This window comes from Novosphingobium aeonii, from assembly GCF_052279045.1.
GTDB lineage: Bacteria > Pseudomonadota > Alphaproteobacteria > Sphingomonadales > Sphingomonadaceae > Novosphingobium.
The window spans coordinates 908,984-923,728 of the sequence record NZ_CP176832.1; the positions used below are offsets into that span (position 1 = coordinate 908,984).

Below are 14,745 nucleotides of genomic sequence, written 5' to 3' on the forward strand. Positions count from 1 at the left end.
CATTTGTAAATTATTTTTAATAGATTATACTTTACTTATAATATCTCTGGACTCCTTCAATCCTGAGACAATGGGGGTCAAGTGAGTGATGGTTTCATTTATCGCCGAGTGTCGATTGATCTTTGAGTTCATGTCGGCTTCGAGAATGCGGCGCTTTTCATAAATCATTTCCTTTAGCGCCTCGCCCCCTCCCGTGGGAATAATTTCCGGCGCGCCGACGGGGCTGTATGTTTTGCCCGGGAATGAAGGCTTCCTTTCGTCTGCCGTTAAAATTTCCGGCTGTCGTTCCGACTCTACGTCCATCCAAACATACCCCCGCTCAAATCCGCCGCTGATCGAAGGTTGGGTCACTACGGTCCATGCATAGTTGTTCCCCGAATAAAGCTCGGGCTGAGTAATTCTCCCCTTCCACCAACAGATTTGAACGGTGGTGCCAAGGCATGGACGTACAAGATCCTCGATGGCGGCTCGCTCGAGTGTCCGCGTCAAGAGTGCTCGTCCAGGGCCGCTGGATGCTTCATCGGTTGCGAGCCCAGCGTCAAAAAACGCAAGCTTCCGATTTCGTGATGTTTTTAATTGGACCGCCCACGCTGGGTTATAGGCGGCCAATATTTTGTACCCTGCGGCTCGTGTGAGAAAGCTTGTCAATATAGTCCACGCGCTTGAGTACCCCCATTTGTTTTCGAGCAACCCTTCTTGCCCGGATAAAACTATGAGATATTCAGCCAGGCCTTCTAGCATTGCGGGACTGAGTTCAGTTTCTTGCGCCGTACTCAATATTTCCAACACTCCAGACCGCGCGCCCATTGCTCTTGATTCTTCGACATCTTTCATTATTTCGTCAAATTTGTTGGGAAGTCGGGATATTTCTTCTCTGATTAACCTGACCTCATCGAGCAAAAGGTCGAGCTTGCCGTTGATCTGATCCAGCTTATTGATGACGTCACCCATCCACTGGTTTTGCTGACGACTCGCTTCGCGCTCCGCTAAAGCTGTCACGACCTCTTTCGCAATCTCCCACCACATGTGTCGTGCTCCCTTCCGCACTCCAAACTTTACGAGAATAACATCGCTGGCTCATGCCGTTTTGCATTTTTTGGGAGTAGTTCTTTTGGAATGCCGATGTGATGTTGGAAGCTATTGTACTAAAGGCTTCGCCCTTTGAGTCTGCCACTTCCTTCCATTACCATGGCAGCTTCATCGCCATTCTCGCCAGAACCGGACAGTCGCTTCACGGCCCCTTCCTGTCATTTACGCTAAACCATCGGCTGGCTGAACGCGGGCAACCCTCCATCCCGAGATTTCTCCACGCGTCCCGGGCGGTCCTTGGGGGCGCCGTGTTTCCTGTGATTTGGATACATTTCCAGAACCTCGCAGCAGCGATTTGAACATATGTTCAGCATTTCCCGTTGACTTCGGGCCAGATGATCTCCAGCCAATGGATACGAAGCGGCCGCAAGGTGCCGCGCGGTGGAGTGGAGAAGGATGTCGGGCCAGCTTGCAGGAAAGGTCGCGCTCGTTACCGGCGCGTCGTCGGGGATCGGGGAGGCGGCGGCGCTTTGCATGGCAGAGGCTGGGGCCGCCGTGGTGGTCTGCGCCCGCCGGGCCGAACGGCTCGCCGGGCTGGTCTCCCGGATCGAGGCCGCAGGCGGCAGGGCGCTTGCCATCCCGGGTGACATGACCGTGGAAGAGGACGCGCGCGGCGCAGTGGAGAAGACGGTCGCGGCGTTCGGGCGGATCGATATCCTCGTCAACTCGGCCGGGATCATGGAAGCGGGCGGGATCGAGAATTGCGATACCGCGATCTACCGCCGGGTGATCGACATCAACCTGATGGGCACCGTCTACACCAGCGCCGCCGCCGTGCCGCACATGCTGGAGCAGGGCGTGGGCGATATCATCACCATCTCCTCGCTCGCGGGGCGCAAGGGCGGGCCGATGACCAGTGCCTATTCGGCCAGCAAGCACGCGGTCAATTTCATGACGGACGGGATGCGACAGGAACTGGGCGGCAGGAACATCCGCGTCACCACGCTGATGCCCGGCGCAACCGAGACGGAAGTGGCGGATTCGATCTCCGATCCGCAGTGGCGCAGCGCGATCAAGGCGCATGTCAGCAAGGACGGCGCGGTGAAGCCGCGCGATATCGGCGAGGCCGTGGTCTTCATCCTCGCCATGCCGCGCCGCACCAACATCTCGGAAATCACCATCCGCCCGACCATCGATACGAGTGCCTGAGAAATTCGGCGCCTGAGGGAGAACGATTATGGCTGGAAGGCTTCAGGATAAGGTCTGCATCGTCACCGGCGCGGCGTCCGGCATGGGCCGGGCGATGGCCGAACTGTTCCATGCCGAGGGGGCGAGGCTGGTGCTCGCCGATATCTCGGGCAGGCAGGACGAAGTGGCGGCCGCGCTCGGCGGCGACACGGTGGGCGTGCAGTGCGACGTTTCCGACGAGGCGCAAGTGGCGGCGATGATCGCGGCGGCGGAGGAGCGCTTCGGGCGGCTCGACGTGCTGTGCAACAATGCCGGGTTCGGCGGGCCGATGGCGCCGCTGCACACGCAGTCGCTGGAGACATGGGACCGGGTTCACGCCACCAATCTGCGCGGCACGTTCCTCGGCATGAAACACGGCATCACCTCGATGCTGAAGACCGGCGGCGGGGCGATCGTGAACACGAGTTCGGCCTCGGCGGTGATCGGGTGGAAGCATCACTCGGTCTACGGAGCGGCCAAGGCGGGTGTGAACCAGCTTACCAAGGTCGCCGCGCTGGACTATTCGGACCAGGGCATCCGCGTGAACGCGATCGCGCCGGGCACGATGTGGACCGGGCTGGTGGAAGCATCGCGCACCCATGCCGAACCGCCTGCCGAATTTCCGGTCCTTGCCGGGATCCCGATGGGCCGGTGGGGCTCGGCCAGGGACATTGCGCAGGCCGCGCTCTATCTCGCCAGCGACGAGGCGTCCTATGTGACCGGCGTGGTCCTGCCGGTGGATGGCGGCTACTGCATCGGCTTTTCGGGAATGGGCGCGGAGCGGCCCGGCATCGCCAGCGTCAATCCGGGCTGAGGCACCGTTCCGGTACTGGCGCGGCGCCGGCCCCCTTCAATCGCCTGATCTCGAAGAGATCACCCCCAGCCGATAATTTCCCCCCCGGGATTATCGAGCCCTTGGCGAGCGTGGGCCGGCGCCGCGATCCGGCCGTGCCGGATGGAAACCGTACAAAGCTGGCGGCAGTCCCCAAGGGAACGGGTTCGGCCAGGTGGGCCGGACTGCCGCCAAGTTATGCGAAGTGCCTGCCGAAAGGGCCTTGCCGTGGGGTCGCATCACGGTTCGGCTGGCTTGCGGCAGTGTCCTTGTCCCGGGCGTTGCCGCCTGCGATTCGGACGCGGCGGTTATGACAGCATCGCGCTCGGTCCGGTGTGAGGCAAATCACGCTTCGGCGCCCCGGCGGTGCGAAACGGGGTCAGTCGCGCCGCTCGACGGTTACCCCGCCGTTCATCATCGCCTCGGCGGGGCCGCTCAGCACGTCCATCGGGAAGACCCTGGGCACGCGGCTGGCCGCATCGAGCCGGGCAAGCTGCTCCTCGCCAAGATCGAGGGTGAGCGCGCCGAGGTTGTCCTCCAGCTGCGCGGGGGTGCGGGCGCCCAGCACCGGGGCATCCACGTCCGGGTTCGCCAGCAGCCAGGCCAGTGCGACTTGCGCGGGCGTGGCGCCGATCTCTTCCGCTACCTCCTGCACCGTGCGTGCGATGGCGAGGTTGCGATCCGACAGGCGCCCGGTCGCGGCATTGATCGCCTTGCGCGTGACGAGGTTTTCGCCCTGCGGCGGGGCAAGGTCGCTCGCGGTATATTTGCCCGTCAGCACGCCGCCGCCGAGCGGGGACCACGGGCACAGGCCCATGCCCATTTCCCGCGCCATCGGCACGAGTTCGCGCTCCACCGTGCGCTCGATCAGGCTTTGCTGGATCTGGAGCGCGCAGAACTGGCTCCAGCCCCGCAGTTCGGCGATCGCCTGCATCCGGCTGGCCTGCCAGGCCGGCGTGTCGGACAGGCCGATATAGAGCACCTTGCCGCTGCGAACGAGATCGTCGAAGGCGCGCAGCACTTCGTCCACCGGCGTGCGGAAGTCCCACATGTGGAGGTAGAGCAGGTCGATCCACCCGGTCTTCATGCGCCTGAGCGAGGCTTCGACCGAGCGCACCATGTTGCGCCGCGAATTGCCCGATGCATTGGGATCGCCAGGGCTCGTCGTCAGCGAATACTTGGTCGCCACCACCAGCCGTTCTCGCCGCGCGCCCATGAGCCGGCCGAGCAAGGTTTCCGAACCGCCCATCCCGCCGTAGAAGTCGGCCGTGTCGAGGAAATTGCCGCCCCGCTCCACATAGATATCGAGCATCCGCGCGGCGTCCTCGTCGGTAGAGCCCCAGGAGCCGGTCCCGCTTTCGCCGGAGCCCGCGCCGAAGGTCATCGTGCCGAGGCACAGCGGCGAGACGCGCAGGCCCGAGCGGCCGAGCAGGCGGTAATGATCGAGCTGGGTGGGCATCGGCGGGTCTCTCCTTCGGGATCGGCCTGCTTGTGACCGGCGGGGCGGGTTCGGGCCACTGTCCCGGCGCGGACATGCGGGCAGGGGCAAGCGGGATTGCCTGCCGGTTCCAGGCGGCCTAGCTACGCCGCCATGAAAGCTCCCGAGATCGCACAGGTAGACCCCTTCCACGCCATGGCCATCGGCCGCCTCGCCTACGAACTGGCGGGCGAGGGGCGCGACGTGATCCACATGGAATACGGCCAGCCTTCCACCGGCGCGCCCGCCGCCGCCATCGCCGCCGCGCACCGCGTGCTGGACAGCGATCCGGGCGGCTACTGGGAAAGCACCGCGCTGCTGGACCGCATCGCCCGCCATTACCGCGAGACTTACGGGGTGGAGGTCGACCGCGAGCAGGTGATCCTCACTTGCGGCGCCTCGCCCGCCTTCGTGCTGGCGCTCTCCAGCCTCTTCGTGCCCGGCGCCAGGGTGGCGCTGGCCCGGCCCGGCTACGTCGCCTACCGCAATACGCTCAAGACGCTCTACCTCGAACCGGTGGAGATGGCCTGCGGCCCGGCGGAGCGCTACCAGGTTACCGCCGCCGCGCTCGACGCGCTCGATCCCGCGCCGGACGGGTTGATCCTCGCCAGCCCGGCCAATCCCACCGGCACCGTGATCGCGCCCGAGGAACTGGCCGCCATTGCCGAAGTCTGCCGCCGCAAGAACATCCGCGTCGTCTCGGACGAGATCTACCACGGCCTCACGTACGAGGGCGCGGCGCAGTCCACCTTGCAGCATTTGCCCGATGCGGTGATCGTCAACAGCTTCTCCAAGTACTATTCGATGGCGGGCTGGCGGCTCGGCTGGCTGGTGGTGCCGCCCGAAGTGGTCGCCCCGGCGCGGGCGCGGATGAACAACCTGTTCCTCACCCCCTCGGTCCTGGCCCAGCACGCGGGCCTCATCGCCATGGACGAGACGGCGGAACTGGAAGGCCATGTCGAGAACTATGCCCGCAACCGCGAACTGCTGCTGGCCGCGCTGCCGAGCCTCGGGCTGGACCGGATCGCCCCGCCCGACGGCGCCTTCTACATCTATGCCGACATCGGCCACCTGACGAACGACAGTCTGGCCTTCTGCCAGCAATTGCTGCGCGACACCGGCGTGGCCACGGCGCCGGGGATCGACTTCGACCCCGTGGACGGCCACCGCTTCATCCGCTTCAGCTTCGCCGTTTCCACCGCGCTGGTGGAGGATGCCATCGCCCGCATGGTGCCCTGGTTCGCGGCGCGGGGGTGAGGACAAGGCGACAGCCCGGAGCCGGCCTCCCCGTCCGTTCAGGCTGAATCCTCACCCGGCAGGTTCCAATATGCCACCCGCTCATTCATCGCGCGGGCGAATATGCCGCGATTGACCGCCCGCCTGCCACGGCGCTTCCTTCGCCCAAACCAAGAGGGAGGGGAACGATGGCCATATTCGTGCTGGTCCATGGCGGCGGTCATGGCGGGTGGTGCTACAAGCCGGTGGCGCAGCGGCTGCGCGCGGCGGGCCACGAAGTCCACACCCCCACCCTCAGCGGGCTGGCCGATCGTGCCCATGTCCTGAGCGGCGCCATCGATCTTGATACCCATATCGACGACGTGGCCGGGCTGCTGGAGTACGAGGACCTGACCGATGCCATCCTCGTGGGCCACAGCTACGGCGGCATGGTCATCACCGGGGCGGCGGATCGCAAGCCCGCGCGGGTGGGCCACCGCGTCTATCTCGATGCGGCCTACCCGCGCGACGGGGAATCGCTTTATGAGCACGCCCATGAACAGATCCACATGGCGAAGCAGGGCCTGCACGATGTGAACGGCGTGGCCATGGTCATGGCGCCGATGCCCGGCTTTGCGGCGTTCTTCGGCGTGACCGACCCGCAGCTCGGCGCCTGGACCGACGCAAGGCTGACCGCGCAGCCGTGGAAGTGCTTCGAACAGAAGATCGCCTTCCGCAACGAGGCGGCGATGCGGGCGATCCCGGAAAGCCACCTGATCTGCACCTCCACCATTCCGGGCCGCGACATGGCGCTGCTGACCGAGCGTTCCGAAGGCCGGGTGTGGGATATCGACACCGGACACGACCTCATGCTGACCGAGCCTGACTGGGTGGCCGAGCGGCTGGAGGCGGTTGCGGCGGCCTGAGCGCGCTTCACGTTTCGCGGTGAGCCTGTCGCAACGCGGGACGAGGCGTGAAGTCGCGCGGAATGTGCGGATTGACAGCGCGCCGCTCATGGGGACTTTGGCGCATCACAGGCAGCAGCAATGGTGGCGAGTCCCTTGAACCAGGTCGTTTGCAGTACCGAAGTGTGGAACGCGCGGATGCGCGATTTCCTGCACGACTGCGCGGGAAGCGCACCCGTGGAAGAACCGGATCGCATTCGCGAGGCGATCCTGCTGCTCCTGCACGATCCCCATACCGGCGCGAAGCGGGACTTCGATCCGGCGGCGGTGGAAGCGATGCTGTCTTGCGGCGCGCCCGAAAGCGCGGTGCTGACGCTGATGGGCGGATGCGCCACTTTCATGCTGTCGCGCGGAACCAGCGGAACGTGCCTGGCCACGCTGGTCATGGCGGATGGTTCGGAAGAGATGATCTGCGAGGCGGCAACGCTCTCGCTGGCGCTGCTGGGGGCCTATGTCTCGATGCTGCTGGCGGATTCCGAACGGATCGAGAAGGAGGTGCCGCCAATCGGCCTTTCCGGCGGGATGCGCCTTCACTGACATTGCGAAGAGCGCGCGGCTGAACTGCACGGATGAGGCGGCACGGACGAGGCGACACGAATGAGGCGGCGCATCCGGCCGCGGCTCCGGGAAGCTGCGCGGTAACCGGATGCGCCGTCAGTTCTGGAGCCCGCTTCCGGGCCCGGTTCAGTCCGTTGGCGTTTCCCGCAAGGTGTCCGGCCGGGAGGGGATTTGCGGCCGGACGGGCAGGTCATGCGGGGCCGGCAGCTATCGGGTGGAGTGCGAGCCGGCCCGATTCTTCTGCCATGGCGCTGCCTAAGCATTGGTAGGATTGCGCCTAGGGGTTTTGGGCAGTTCCGGCAGGAGGTTGGGGGCAAACGATGCCGGCCCGCCGCCCGGCGCTATCAAGGTCCGGTCGGACCGGGGGCCGCGCCGGTCAATTCACCAGCGCGGCCTCGATCGCGATGCGGATTGCATCCGAGGTGTGATTGGCACCCAGCTTGTTGAGCATGTTGGCGCGGTGGATTTCCACCGTGCGCGGGCTGATGGACAGCTTTTCGCCGATCAGGCGGTTGGACAGGCCGCTGGCGACGCCGCCCAGCACTTCGCGTTCGCGGCGGGTCAGGCGGTCTATCCGGGCGCGGGCCATGACTTCGCGCAGCTTGGCATTGCCGACATGTTCCGCCCGTTCGATCGCGCGGGCCAGCGTGGCGTTCAGTTCGTCCGCCGCGATGGGCCATGCGATATAGTCGATCGCGCCATCGAGAATGGCTTCGACGATGCGGTTGGCGCTGGGTTGTTCGCTGAAGGCGATGATCGGGAACCATTCGCCGTGGCGGGCCATGTTCTCCACCAGATCGTCGATCGCGCCGGCCCCGTCATGGATCAGGATGACTCCCGAGCGCGGCCAGGAATGCGAAAGCTCGGAAATATTCTCGAACGGTTCGACGTGAATGTTTCCGACGGAAAGGGCATGACTGATCGCCGCCCTGCGACGCATGTCGTTGTCGATCAGGATGAGATTGGAAATACGCTCCACGGCAATTCTCCCTTTTCGGCATGTGCCTAGGGAGATATTCGCAGGCGTTGTTCAGTGCTTGCGGTACATGCTCCGAAATCGACCTATAGTTTACAAAAGATCTATTTCATTTGCCGCAGTAGATCGGAATCGATCTGTTAAACCGCGTTGTTTCGGTGAGATAGCCGCTCAATGGTGGCCCATCAGCGCGCGTCCGATTTCGGCGAAGTCGCTGCGCAGCATTTCGATCCGGCGCGCATCGAACGACACGGCGCTGTCCAGCACGGTGCGCCGCGCCGCTTCGTAAAGCTGGGTGAGCGCGGCCGCCACGCCGTCCTCGCCCGATACGCCAAGTTGCAGGGCGGTGATCGCCGTCAGCGCGCGGGTGAGGGAGCGGCTCTTGAGCCCGTTGTCGCCGCCCCGGTCGGCATGGACGGCGGTGCCCAGCGCGGCCACCAGGTGCTCGTAGCACAAGTGCACCAGTTCGGCGGGGCCGGCGCCGGTGACGCGGGCGTCGAAGTCTACCCGGCGATAGGCTTCCACCGGAGAAAGCTGTCGTCGCATTTCAGCTGCTCTTGTTCCACTGGGCGATCTGGTTCTGCAGCATCGTCAGCGTCGATTTCGACACGCCGATGCGCGTTTCGGAGACGGTGAACTGCGTGGCGAGCCGGGCGCGCAGCTTTTCCTGCTGCTCGGCAAGGTCGGTCTTGTCCTCGGCGATCTGGGTGAGCTGCTTGGTATAGCGGCTGATCGAGCCGCCCAGCGAACCGCCGTCGGTGGTGGAACTGGCGGCGCGGTAGATCTTGTCGTAGCTGGCGTAGACCCCGTAGAGCCCGTTGGTGAACATCGCCGCCACGCCTTCGGGATCGGCGGCGATGGTGGCGTTCAGGCGGTCGGTGTCGAGCGCGAAAGTGCCGTCGCGCTGGGTCTTGAGGCCCAGGTCCGCCAGCGTCTTCGCCATGCCGGTGGCGTTCGGCATGATCGTCGTCCCCGCAAAGCCCGAGAGCGCGCGCTTGAGCGCCCGCGCGCCGCTGTCCGCCGCAAGGTCGCCGCCGATCGCGGTGGCCGTGTTCAGCGCCGACATCACCTCGTTCAGCGCATCGGTCAGGTCCTGCATGGCGCCGGCGATGGAAGTGGTCGGATCGGCGAAACTGACCGTGGTGGGCGCGCCGATATTGGCGGCCTTCAATTGCAGTTTCACGCCGGGGATGGCGTCGGACACGGTGTTGGACTTCGCCGTCATCTGCAGCCCGTCGATCTTGAAGGCGGCATCCTTGGCGCTCGCCAGAAGCTGGCCGTTGGTGGAAGAGGGGTTCCAGGCCAGGTCGGAAAGGCCGGAGGTCGTCTCCAGCACGAAGCCGTTGGCCGCGCCTTCCTGTCCCTTGAGCACAAGCTGGGCGCCGTCCACGGTCTGGGCGACATAGGCGCTGACGCCGGAATTCGCGGCATTGATCGCCTTGGCCACGTCCGCCAGCGTCGCCCCGGCCGCGATCGTCAAGTCCACGGCGGCATGGGCGGTATCCGCGGTGAAGCCGCCGCCGGCCACGGTGCCGAAGCGCAAGGTCAGCGTGCCGGCGCCCACTGCCGCGGTCGATGCCGCGAAAGCCTTGCCGGCCAGTTGCTGCCCGCTCGCAAGCTGGGTCACTTCGAGCGAGTAGGTGCCCCTGGGGATCGCGCTGCCGGTCAGCGTGCCCGCGGCGACGGCGCTGTTGGCGACGGTAGGGCTGCGCGAAAGGTCTCCCGAGCGCACCAGCGTGCCCAGCGACGTGCTGAGCGAGAGCATCATCGACTTGATGTTCGATGCGGTGGAGATCTGCGTGGTCAGCTTGTCGGACCGCGCCGTCAGCCGGTCGCTGCGATTGGCGAACTGGGCCGCGGCGAGGTTGTTCGCCAGCGCCGCCATGTCCACGCCGCTGCCGCCGCCGAGCGCGGTCACCAGCGAGGACGTGGTCAGCGAAGTGGAAGTGGTCGTAGCCATGGGTGGGAGAACGGCGGCCCTGGAAATTTGTTAAGGAATATTTTTCAGTCCTGCTTCGGATCGAGCCGCCCTTCGGCATCGAAGCGCACCGTCACCGGCACCGAGACGTCCGGCGCATGGCGGTGCTCGCCCCGCTTCACCGCCAGCACGAAGGCCAGGATCGCGGCGACGGCGACATAGTGGTCCTCGCGGATCATCTGCTTCTCGCGCGTGGTGAAGTAGACCGAGCGGGCAAGCGCCGGGTAGCTGAGCACGGGCACGGCAAACTCGGGCGCCATTTCGCGCATGGCCAGCGCCCGCTCGTCGCGGCCCTTGGCGATGACGACGGGCGCGGGCGCCTTCGCCGGATCGTAGGCAAGCGCCACCGCGAAATGCGAAGGGTTGGTGACGATGAACTGCGCCTCCTTCATCGCCGGCACCAGCCCGCCCATGGCGATCTTGCGCTGGCGTTCGCGGATCGCGCCTTTCTTCTCGGGCGAGCCTTCGCTTTCCTTGGCTTCATCGCGCACTTCCTGAAGCGTCATCTTCAGGCGCAGCATTCGCCGCACGAGTTGCACCGGCAGGTCCACCAGGGCGATCACGAAAAGGCCGGCCGAAAGCCACAGCAGCAACTGGACCAGCGCGTCCCAGGCATAGGCCAGTTCCCCGAACAGGTTGCCGCGCCCCAGCCGCGCGAAGGTTTCCAGCCGCGCGTCCGCCCATGTCCAGGCGATCGTGCCCAGCAGGGCGACCTTGGCGATTCCCTTGGCCATCTCGATCAGCCCGGTCGGCCCGAACATGCGCTTGAGGCCGGACATCGGGTTTATGCGCGAGCCCTTGGGCGCGAGGTTGCCGCCCAGCCAGCGTCCCTCGCCGAAGCCGAGCTGCGAGCCGAGCGAGGCGAGGATCACCGCCGCGCCCAGCACGAGGATCGGCGGCAGCATCGCGGCAAGCGCGCCCAGCAGGAACCGGCCGGGGGTGAAGTCGTCAAGCGCGGCCTTGTTCCACGTGAAGCCGGCACGCAGCACGCCTGCCAGCAGGTCCAGTATCCACGGCCCCGCCACCATGAGCCAGACCGCGCCGATCGCCACGGAGGCGGCGGTCGCCAGTTCGCGGGAACGGATGACATCGCCCTGTTTCGCCGCCTCGCGCTTGCGCTTTTCCGAAGGGGCGAAGCTCTTTTCGCCTTCCTGCTCGCTCATGGCGCAAGCAGCTGCGCGGTCTGCGCGATGGCATCGGCCGAAAGGCGGACCACGAGGTCCGTCAGCACCGGCGCGCCCACCAGCAGCGCGGCGATCCCGCCCAGCACGCCGGCCGGAAGCCCGAGCGAGAACAGGTTGAGCGAGGGGGCCGAGCGGCCGAGAACCCCGGTCACGATCTGCACCACCAGCAGGATCAGGCAGGCGGGCAGGGCGATGGTCACGGCGGTGGCGAACATGTGCGCGGCGAACCGGCCGATCAGCGCGAAACGGGCGGCGCCCAGCCAGGTCTGGCCCGGCGGCAGCGCGCGGTAGCTGTCCACGATCAGCGCGAACCATTGCAGGTGGGCGCCCAGCGCAAGGAACACCAGCGAGAGCACGACGGCGAAATATTGCCCCAGCGCGGGCGACTGCGCACCGGAATTGGGATCGACGGCGGTGGCCACGTTCATGCCCATCGAACCGCCGATCAGCTCGGCGGCAAGGATCGGTGCGGCGAAGGACAGTTGCAGCACGAAGCCGAGCGAGAGCCCGACCAGGATCTCCCCCATGACGGCAAGCATCCCCGCCACCGAAAGCAGCACCGGCGGCGGCATCACCGGGGTCCAGGCGCAGACCAGCACGGCAATGGCCCCGGCGCCGATCACCCGCACTTGCGGCGGCACCCCGGCGATACCGAACAGCGGCGCGGCAACCAGCGCCGCGCCGATCCGCGTCATCACGAAGACGAGCCGCCAGAATTCGGCCTCCAGCGCGCCGAAGCCGAAATCGAGCTGGATCACCGCGCCACCTGCTCGGCCTGCCCGGTGCGGGCGATCTGGGCGAAGACTTCCTGTGCGAACTCGCCCACCAGCGTCATCATCGATCCGCCGAAGATCACCAGCACCACGGCGGTAATCGCCAGCTTGGGCACGAAAGTCAGCGTCTGCTCGTTCACGGATGTCGCCGCCTGCACCACGCCGACCGCAAGGCCCACCGCAAGCGAGGCGATCAGCACCGGCGCGGCGACGAGCGCGGTCACCCAGAGCATCCGGTCGGCCAGCGCAAGCAGGGCGGTGATGTCCTCCACGGGCGAAACCTAGCCGAAGCTCGCCGCCAGCGAGCCCATCAGCAGGGCCCAGCCGTCCACCATGACGAACAGCAGCAGCTTGAACGGCAGCGAGACCACCATCGGGCTCATCATCATCATGCCCAGGCTCATCAGCACCGAGGACACCACCAGGTCGATCACGAGAAACGGCAGGAACAGCATGAAGCCGATCTGGAACGCGGTCTTCAGCTCGCTCGTCACGAAGGCGGGCAGCAGGATCGAGAAGGGCACGTCCACGGTGTTCGTGAACGGAGGGGCATTGGCCATGTCCGCGAACATCGTAAGGTCGCGTTCGCGGGTCTGGCGGATCATGAAGGCGTGGAATTCGCGCCCGCCGGCCGAAATTCCCTGCTCGGCATTGATGCGGCCCGCCGCATAGGGCGCCACCGCATTGGCGTTCACCCGTTCGAGCGTGGGCGCCATCACGAAAAGCGAGAGGAACAGCGCCAGCCCGATCAGCACCTGGTTGGGCGGAGACTGCTGGAGCCCGAGCGCCTGCCGCAGGATCGCCAGCACCACCAGGATGCGCGTGAAGCTGGTCATCATCAGGATCAGGCTGGGCAGGATCGTCAGCAGCCCCATGACCAGCAGGAGCTGCAGCGACATGCTGAGACCCGGACCGCCGGCGCCGCTGCCGCCGAGCGAGCCCAGCGCCCGGTCGAGCGCGCCGGGGATCGCGGCCTGCGCGCGGCTCGCCGTGGGTATCAGCGCGGCGGGCAGGGCGAACGCGAAGAGGAGGCAGGAAGCGGGCGCGCGCTTCATGGCTCGGGCGTCCTTGCGGCCATGAGCGCATCGAAATCCGGGCGCGCGGGCGCTTCGGCAAGGCGGGTCAGGCCGTGTCGGGTCGCGGCGACGAGGATCTCGCGGTCGTGGAAGGCGATCACGGCAAGGCGCTGGGTGGGCGAAAGCATCATGGTTTCCACCACGCGCAGCGAACGGGTGCCCGCGTTCAGCCCGGCGCGTTCCTGCATCCGCCGCGCCAGCAGCAGGCAGCCCCATGCCAGCAGGCCGATCAGCGGCAGCAGCACGATCAGCTTGAGCACATACCAGAGCATCAGGACTGGCCTTCCTCGCCATCGGGCAGGGCGGGGGAAAGCGCGTCGTCAGCCGCCCCGCCCCCCGCTTCCGCTTCCTGCCCGACGATCTCGACGATCCTGAGACCGAAGCGGCCGTTGTGCGAAACCACCTCGCCGCGCGCGATGGGCTTGCCGTTGACCAGCACGTCGAGCAGTTCGTCGGTCAGCCGGTCAAGCACGACGACGCTTTCCGGGCCGAGCGCGAGCACGTCCTTCAGCTTCATCTGGGTGCGGCCCAGTTCCACGGTCAGGCGCACGTCGACATCGCGCAGGAAGTCGAGGCCGCGGGGATGGATGTTCATCGGGCTGGGATGTCCTTCTGTCAGAACGCGTGCGTGATCTGGACCGCGACGCGGTCGTCGAGTTCGCCGATGGTGCCGCTGGCAAGGGTGCGGCCGCCGACTTGCAGGGGGACGCTGCGCGCCACCGCCACCGGCAGCACGTCGCCGGTGCGCAGCGCGGAAAGACGGGCCATGGAGAGGCGCATGTCGACCAGCACCGCGGTCACTTCCAGCGGCATCGAGGCGAAGGGTTCGTCGGTCGGCTCGGGCGCGGCGAAGCGGCGCGGCCCGCCTTTCGCCTCCCTGCGCGGCGCCGCCACCGCTTCCGCCAGCGTCGCCACGGGAATGGCGAGCAGCAGCGACCAGGGCGGCATTTCCGGCTCCTCGATATCGAGCGAAAGGGTGAGCAGGTCGGCGCCGGGCGCGAAGGGATCGAGCTGGCGCAGGCTGGTGTCGCGGCGCAGCGGGCGCACGCGGTGATCGTCCCGAGCCCCGAAGGCAAAAGTCAGCGCCTCGGCCACGCAGCTTTCGATATGGGCGAGCAGCAGTTCGGCGGACAGCGGAAAACTCTCGGGCAGCGGCGCGGGCACTTCGCCGGGGCCGCCGAAAGCCCGGTCGACGAGGCGGAATACCGGGGCGGCCTCGAACGTCGCCAGCAGCGGAAGCGCGGCGGGGCCGAGCACCATCAGCGTATGCGCGGCCAGCCCCTCGATCTCGCCCTGGAGGGAGGAAAGCGTGGCGTCCATCGGCATCCCCGCGCGCACGATAGGCGCATCGGTGCCTGACAGCCTGGCCAGGCCGATGGCCAGTGCGCGGGTGAGACGCTCGCCGATCAGGACCAGCGCGGGCACCAGTTCGGCCAGCGCCGGGCCGGATGCCAC

At 66.3% G+C, this 14,745-nt stretch carries 17 protein-coding genes; 5 read left to right on the forward strand and 12 right to left on the reverse strand.

The genetic code is table 11. The features are described from left to right. Positions 1-24: 24 nt before the first annotated feature. Positions 25-1,026 (reverse strand): hypothetical protein, encoded by a 1,002-nt coding sequence (locus ACLIMP_RS04600; protein WP_324697820.1) that lies wholly within the window; start codon positions 1,024-1,026, stop codon positions 25-27. A gap of 459 nt (positions 1,027-1,485) precedes the next feature. Between ACLIMP_RS04600 and ACLIMP_RS04605 the strand changes: the two genes are divergently transcribed. Continuing rightward, positions 1,486-2,238, forward strand: coding sequence for an SDR family oxidoreductase (locus ACLIMP_RS04605; RefSeq protein ID WP_185998160.1), 753 nt, complete (start codon positions 1,486-1,488; stop codon positions 2,236-2,238). A gap of 28 nt (positions 2,239-2,266) precedes the next feature. Then, positions 2,267-3,070, forward strand: coding sequence for an SDR family NAD(P)-dependent oxidoreductase (locus ACLIMP_RS04610; protein ID WP_185998159.1), 804 nt, complete (start codon positions 2,267-2,269; stop codon positions 3,068-3,070). A gap of 397 nt (positions 3,071-3,467) precedes the next feature. On the opposite strand, the gene ACLIMP_RS04615 is transcribed toward ACLIMP_RS04610, so the two are convergent. Then, positions 3,468-4,547 carry an aldo/keto reductase gene (locus ACLIMP_RS04615; protein WP_324697824.1) on the reverse strand — a complete coding sequence of 360 codons (1,080 nt, stop codon included), beginning with the start codon at positions 4,545-4,547 and terminating at the stop codon, positions 3,468-3,470. A 132-nt stretch (positions 4,548-4,679) separates the two neighbouring features. Between ACLIMP_RS04615 and ACLIMP_RS04620 the strand changes: the two genes are divergently transcribed. The 3 genes from ACLIMP_RS04620 (at position 4,680) to ACLIMP_RS04630 (ending at position 7,282) form a co-directional block, all read left to right on the forward strand. Continuing rightward, positions 4,680-5,822 (forward strand): aminotransferase class I/II-fold pyridoxal phosphate-dependent enzyme, encoded by a 1,143-nt coding sequence (locus ACLIMP_RS04620; RefSeq protein ID WP_324697826.1) that lies wholly within the window; start codon positions 4,680-4,682, stop codon positions 5,820-5,822. Between the two features lie 167 nt (positions 5,823-5,989). Then, the gene (locus tag ACLIMP_RS04625; RefSeq protein ID WP_054436901.1) at positions 5,990-6,706 is read left to right on the forward strand and encodes an alpha/beta hydrolase; all 717 of its coding nucleotides are present in this window, start codon (positions 5,990-5,992) and stop codon (positions 6,704-6,706) included. A 135-nt stretch (positions 6,707-6,841) separates the two neighbouring features. Continuing rightward, positions 6,842-7,282: a hypothetical protein gene (locus tag ACLIMP_RS04630; protein ID WP_231635819.1), complete on the forward strand. Its 441-nt coding sequence runs from the start codon at positions 6,842-6,844 to the stop codon at positions 7,280-7,282. Between the two features lie 397 nt (positions 7,283-7,679). Here ACLIMP_RS04630 and ACLIMP_RS04635 read toward each other — a convergent pair whose 3' ends face one another. The 10 genes from ACLIMP_RS04635 to ACLIMP_RS04680 form a co-directional block, all read right to left on the reverse strand. Next, positions 7,680-8,282 (reverse strand): response regulator transcription factor, encoded by a 603-nt coding sequence (locus ACLIMP_RS04635; RefSeq protein ID WP_132469852.1) that lies wholly within the window; start codon positions 8,280-8,282, stop codon positions 7,680-7,682. A gap of 168 nt (positions 8,283-8,450) precedes the next feature. Next, positions 8,451-8,825: a flagellar protein FliS gene (locus ACLIMP_RS04640; RefSeq protein WP_185998156.1), complete on the reverse strand. Its 375-nt coding sequence runs from the start codon at positions 8,823-8,825 to the stop codon at positions 8,451-8,453. A gap of 1 nt (position 8,826) precedes the next feature. Next, complete coding sequence (fliD, locus tag ACLIMP_RS04645; RefSeq protein WP_324697831.1) at positions 8,827-10,239, reverse strand: flagellar filament capping protein FliD; 1,413 nt, start codon at positions 10,237-10,239, stop codon at positions 8,827-8,829. A gap of 44 nt (positions 10,240-10,283) precedes the next feature. Then, positions 10,284-11,420, reverse strand: coding sequence for an EscU/YscU/HrcU family type III secretion system export apparatus switch protein (locus ACLIMP_RS04650; RefSeq protein ID WP_185998154.1), 1,137 nt, complete (start codon positions 11,418-11,420; stop codon positions 10,284-10,286). After that, complete coding sequence (gene fliR, locus ACLIMP_RS04655) at positions 11,417-12,199, reverse strand: flagellar biosynthetic protein FliR (protein ID WP_132469854.1); 783 nt, start codon at positions 12,197-12,199, stop codon at positions 11,417-11,419. The genes ACLIMP_RS04650 and fliR overlap by 4 nt, the downstream gene beginning before the upstream one ends. Beyond that, positions 12,196-12,486, reverse strand: coding sequence for a flagellar biosynthetic protein FliQ (locus tag ACLIMP_RS04660; protein ID WP_054436907.1), 291 nt, complete (start codon positions 12,484-12,486; stop codon positions 12,196-12,198). The genes fliR and ACLIMP_RS04660 overlap by 4 nt, the downstream gene beginning before the upstream one ends. Positions 12,487-12,495: 9 nt before the next feature. Beyond that, complete coding sequence (fliP, locus tag ACLIMP_RS04665; protein ID WP_324697835.1) at positions 12,496-13,269, reverse strand: flagellar type III secretion system pore protein FliP; 774 nt, start codon at positions 13,267-13,269, stop codon at positions 12,496-12,498. Next, positions 13,266-13,562 carry a FliO/MopB family protein gene (locus tag ACLIMP_RS04670; protein WP_324697837.1) on the reverse strand — a complete coding sequence of 99 codons (297 nt, stop codon included), beginning with the start codon at positions 13,560-13,562 and terminating at the stop codon, positions 13,266-13,268. The genes fliP and ACLIMP_RS04670 overlap by 4 nt, the downstream gene beginning before the upstream one ends. Continuing rightward, positions 13,562-13,885, reverse strand: a complete 324-nt coding sequence (gene fliN, locus ACLIMP_RS04675) for a flagellar motor switch protein FliN (RefSeq protein ID WP_054436914.1) — start codon at positions 13,883-13,885, stop codon at positions 13,562-13,564. The genes ACLIMP_RS04670 and fliN overlap by 1 nt, the downstream gene beginning before the upstream one ends. A gap of 20 nt (positions 13,886-13,905) precedes the next feature. Next, entirely contained in the window at positions 13,906-14,745 is an 840-nt protein-coding gene (locus tag ACLIMP_RS04680; protein WP_324697840.1) for a FliM/FliN family flagellar motor switch protein, read from the reverse strand.